The sequence below is a fragment of the Kitasatospora sp. NPDC056783 genome (assembly GCF_042789895.1).
GTDB lineage: Bacteria > Actinomycetota > Actinomycetes > Streptomycetales > Streptomycetaceae > Kitasatospora.
The window spans coordinates 1-4,832 of sequence record NZ_JBHUAF010000515.1 but is presented as its reverse complement, the minus strand read 5'-3'; the positions used below and the strand labels follow the sequence as shown (position 1 = coordinate 4,832).

Annotated in this window: 4 protein-coding genes; 1 reads left to right on the top strand and 3 read right to left on the bottom strand. The window is 72.4% G+C overall.

Annotation, left to right across the window (positions count from 1 at the left end):
• Positions 1-227: 227 nt before the first annotated feature.
• The 3 genes from ACFRMQ_RS38200 to ACFRMQ_RS38190 all read right to left on the bottom strand — a co-directional run bounded on the left by ACFRMQ_RS38200 (position 228) and on the right by ACFRMQ_RS38190 (position 2,918).
• Positions 228-1,238: an aldo/keto reductase gene (locus tag ACFRMQ_RS38200; protein WP_380735479.1), complete on the bottom strand. Its 1,011-nt coding sequence runs from the start codon at positions 1,236-1,238 to the stop codon at positions 228-230.
• Between the two features lie 155 nt (positions 1,239-1,393).
• Positions 1,394-2,311 (bottom strand): NADP-dependent oxidoreductase, encoded by a 918-nt coding sequence (locus ACFRMQ_RS38195; protein ID WP_380735480.1) that lies wholly within the window; start codon positions 2,309-2,311, stop codon positions 1,394-1,396.
• A gap of 163 nt (positions 2,312-2,474) precedes the next feature.
• Positions 2,475-2,918: a MerR family transcriptional regulator gene (locus ACFRMQ_RS38190; protein ID WP_380735478.1), complete on the bottom strand. Its 444-nt coding sequence runs from the start codon at positions 2,916-2,918 to the stop codon at positions 2,475-2,477.
• A 381-nt stretch (positions 2,919-3,299) separates the two neighbouring features.
• On the opposite strand from ACFRMQ_RS38190, the gene ACFRMQ_RS38185 reads away from it, so the two are divergent.
• Complete coding sequence (locus ACFRMQ_RS38185) at positions 3,300-4,805, top strand: SulP family inorganic anion transporter (protein WP_380735477.1); 1,506 nt, start codon at positions 3,300-3,302, stop codon at positions 4,803-4,805.
• The last annotated feature ends 27 nt before the right edge of the window (positions 4,806-4,832 follow it).

The window sequence follows — 4,832 nt, the reverse complement described above, 5'->3', positions numbered from 1 at the left end:
TCTCACTACCTCTACTTCAGCACGCGAAGTCAAAAAAAAAAAAGAGCGGGGCGGCGCCGGCGAGGACGCAGACCAGGATGGCCGCTGCCCACGTGCCCGGGCCCGCCGGCGTGGTCGTGCGCGCTTCCTCCGACACGTCAGTGTCAGACGACAGCGAAACCGTGCGATGGGATGAGTACGTGTTCAAGGCGGGTCCTTCCGGGCAGGCGTTCCTGTGCCGACCGCGCTCAGGCGCCGTCGGGCAGCGGAGCGGCCGGGCTGACGAGGCCGGCGGCGCGCAGGTCGGCCCAGAACGCGGCGGGGACGGTCTCGTCGAGGGCGGCGGTGTCCTCGGCGATGCGGCTGGGCTTGGTGGCGCCGGGGATGACGGCGGCGCTCACCGGGTGGGCGAGGGAGAACTGGAGGGCGGCGGCCTTGACGGACACGCCGTGGCGGGCGGTGAGGGCCTGGATGCGGGCGACCTTGTCCAGGATGTGCCGCGGGGCGGGCTGGTACTCGAAGTGGGTGCCGCCGACGAGGACGCCCGAGCTGTAGGGGCCGCCGACGACCATGTCGACGTTCTGCTCCCGCGCCATCGGCAGCAGGCGCTGCAGGGCGTGCTCGTGGTCGAGGAGGGTGTAGCGGCCGGCGAGGAGGAAGCCGTCGGGCTGCGGCTCGTCGAGGGCGAGGGTGAGCTCGATCGGCTCGGTCCTGTTGACGCCCAGGCCCCAGGCCTTGATGACGCCCTCGTCGCGCATCCGGGACAGGACGCGGAATGCTCCGGTGCGGGCCTCCTCGAACCTGGCCAGCCACTGGTCGCCGTGGATGTCCTGGGCGATGTCGTGGACCCAGACGATGTCCAGGCGGTCGGTGCCCAGGCGCTTGAGGCTGTCCTCGATGGAACGCTCGGTGGCCTCGGCGGTCAGGGAGTCGAGCATCCTGTTGGGGTTGCCGTGCCGGAACAGTCCGCTCTTCTCGCCGAGGTCGCGCTCGCCGTCCTCCGTCTCGTCGAGGATGACGCGGCCGACCTTCGTCGACACGACGTAGGAGTCGCGCGGCCTGGTGGCCAGCGCCCGGCCCAGGCGCTCCTCGGCGAGGCCGGCGCCGTAGGACGGGGCGGTGTCGAAGGAGCGGATGCCGTGCTGCCAGGCGGCCTCGATGGTCGCGGCGGCCTCGTCGTCGGGGATGGCGCGGTACATGTTGCCGAGCGGGGCGGTGCCGAAGCCGAGCTTGCCGGGGAGGAGTTCCTTGAGGGACATGTCGGTGCACTCCACAAACCTGGGGAGGGGAGCCCCGAATAGGTGCAGGGGCGCGTTACGTGTAATGACAATAGTTGCACGCGCCGGGTAATGCAAGTGGCCGGGCGGAACCCCCGGCCCGCCCCGTGGAATGCGAGGGCGGGTCGGGCGCCGGGTCAGACCTTGACGACGATCTTCCCCTGGGTGTGGCCCTCCTGGTTCAGTGCGAAGGCCTCGGCGAGGTCCGACAGGGGGAACGTCGCCGCGACGTCCACCGTCAGCCGGCCCGCCGCCGCGAGCCTGCCCAGCTCAGCGAGCTCCTCGCCGGACGGACGGACCCAGATCCACTCGCCGCCCGCGCCGAGCACCGTGTCGTCGGCGATCGAGGCGTGCCGCCCGCCCTCGGCGAGGACGGCCAGCGTGACGTCCAGGACGCCGCCGACGCAGTCCGCGACGACGGACACCCCGTCCGGGGCCAGCGCCCACACCCGGTCGGTCAGCCCGTCCCCGTACGCGACGGGCTCGCAGCCCAGCTCGCGCAGCCGCGCGTGGTTGCGCGGGGACGCGGTGCCGATGACGCGCGCTCCGAGCTCCCGGGCGATCTGGACGGCGAAGGAGCCCACGCCGCCGGCCGCGCCGTGGACCAGGACGGTGTCGCCGGGGCCGGTGCCGAGGCGGGTGACGAGCTGGCTCGCGGTCAGGCCGGCCAGCGGCAGGGCGGCGGCCTGCTCCCAGCCCAGCGAGGCGGGCTTGGCGGCCAGGGAACGGACGGGCACCTTGACGTACTCCGCGAACGTGCCGCCGTGCACGTAGTCCTGGCGGGCGTACGCCATCACCTCGTCGCCGACCGCGAACTCGGGAACGTCGATGCCGACCCGCTCGACCGTGCCGGCCACGTCCCACCCCGGCACCACGGGGAACACGACGTCCATCAGGCCGTCCAGCCCGCCCGCCATCAGCTTCCAGTCGACCGGGTTGACCGCGGCGTACCGGACCTTGACGAGGACCTCGCCGGGCGCGACCTTCGGCAGCGGGAGCCGGGTCTCGCGCAGCACCTCCGTCCCGCCGTAGGTCTCGTACGCCATCGCCCGCATCGTGCTCTCGGACATCCTCGTCACCTCTCGTCAGACGGTTCGTATCGCCTCCATCCCATCATGGGAGGCCGGGTCACGAGCCGTCGTCGGTCGGGTGCGGAACGCTCTCGGGGCTCCCGCGAACGCGAGCCGGAGTGAATCCGGTTCCCCGCTCGATCCCATGTCAGGAGGCCTGTGGGGGATCTCCGGCGGCCCGGAGCCGCTCGCGCAGGGTGGCGGCGAAGTCCTCGGCGCGGGAGAGCTGGACGCGCAGGTCGGCGACGCGGTCGGCGGCGGCCTGTTCGTAGCGGCGGACCCGCTCCAGCAGCTCCTCCCGCTCGGCGGCACCGGTCGGTCGGGCCCCGGCGGGTCCGGCCCCGGCCGGTCCGGCGTCGAGGAGGTCGGTGGCTTCCAGCAGGTCGCGCATCTGGTCGAGGGTGAACCCGAGCGGCTTCATCCGGCGGATCACCATCAGGCGGGCGACGTCCGCCTCGGTGTAGAGGCGGAAGCCTCCCTGGGAACGGGCGGAGGGGATCACCAGCCCGGTCTCCTCGTAGTGCCGGATCGTGCGCAGGGACAGCTCGGTGCGCGCGGCGACCTCGCCGATCCGCATGTGTTCGGATGCCATCCCCGCTCCCTGCCCCTCCTCCGTTCCGGGGCGGACGGCCCCGGCGATCCCTACCCTAACGTTAGGGTAGGGTTGGCGGGCGCGGGAGCGGCACCGCGTGCCCTTCGCCGGGCCGAGCAGCCGAGCCGATGGGCGCCCCGCGACCTCGCCGAGCAGGAGCAGCAGGAGGAGCAGCGTGCGCACGCCCCGGATGCTCCGCGCCGCCTGTCCCCCGTGACGCACCGTGCGGTGAGCTGACCCCCGCCCCCGTGGTCCTCCCGCACCTGCCCAGTCTTCCGCCCGCCACCGCGGGTGATCCGCGGGATGCCGCCTCGGCCTTCCGCGTCCCTGTTCCGCGCGCCCCCGCGGGCCGCGCCCGAGCACGACGGGTGTCCACGTCCCTTGTCCACGACCGCTGTCCCTCCCGCCGCGCGGCTGCGCGGCCTCCGCCCCGACTGGCTGAACGACCCGAAGGTCTGGCGCACCGAGGTGCTGGCCGGCCTGGTGGTCGCGCTGGCGCTGATCCCCGAGGCGATCTCGTTCTCGGTCATCGCCGGGGTCGACCCGAAGATCGGCCTGTTCGCGTCCTTCACCATGGCCGTCACCATCTCGATCGTCGGCGGGCGCCGGGCGATGATCTCGGCGGCGACCGGCGCGGTCGCGCTGGTGATCGCGCCGCTGAACCGCGAGCACGGCTTCGGCTACCTGGTCGCCGCCGTCATCCTGGCCGGTGTCTTCCAGATTGTGCTGGGCGCGGTGGGGGTGGCGAAGCTGTTGCGCTTCGTGCCGCGCTCGGTGATGGTCGGCTTCGTCAACGCGCTGGCGATCCTGGTCTTCATGGCGCAGGTCCCCGAGATGCACGACGTGCCCTGGGCGGTGTACCCGCTGATGATCGGCGGCCTGGCGCTGATGGTGTTCTTCCCGAAGGTCACCACGGTGGTCCCCGCGCCGCTGGTGTCGATCGTGATCCTGACCGCCGTCACCGTCGGAGCCGGGATCGCCGTGCCCACCGTGGGCGACAAGGGCGACCTGCCGTCCTCGCTGCCGGTGCCGGGGCTGCCGGACGTGCCGTTCACCGCGCACACCCTGGCGGTCATCGCCCCCTACGCGCTCGCGATGGCGCTGGTCGGCCTGATGGAGTCGCTGATGACCGCCAAGCTGGTGGACGAGATCACCGACACCCGCTCCTCCAAGACCCGCGAGTCGATCGGCCAGGGCGTCGCGAACATCGTCACCGGCTTCCTCGGCGGCATGGGCGGCTGCGCGGTGATCGGCCAGACCATGATCAACGTGAAGGTGTCCGGCGCGCGCACCCGCCTGTCGACGTTCCTGGCGGGCTCGTTCCTGATGGTGCTGTGCGTCGCCTTCGGCCCGGTCGTCTCCGACATCCCGATGGCCGCCCTCGTCGCCGTGATGGTGATGGTGTGCTTCGCGACCTTCGACTGGCACTCCGTCGCCCCCGCGACCCTGCGCCGGATGCCCGCCGGGGAGATCACCGTCATGGTGATCACCGTCGTCTGTGTCGTCGCCACCGGCAACCTCGCCGTCGGCGTCGTCGTCGGCTCCGTCACCGCCATGGTGATCTTCGCCAGGCGCGTCGCCCACCTCGCCGAGGTCACCGCCCGCACCGACCCGGACGGCGGCCGGGTCGTCTACACCGTCACCGGCGCGCTGTTCTTCGCCTCCAGCAACGACCTCGTCGGCCGGTTCGACTACGCCGGGGACCCCGGCGAGGTCGTCATCGACCTCAGCCGGGCGCACATCTGGGACGCCTCCTCGGTGGCCGCCCTCGACGCGGTCGAGACCAGGTACGCCCAGCGCGGCAAGACGGTGGAGATCACCGGCCTCAACACGTCCAGCGCCGACCTGCACGGACGGCTCTCCGGCGAACTCGCCGGCGCCCACTGAGCCGTCGTACCGCGCACGGCACGGGAC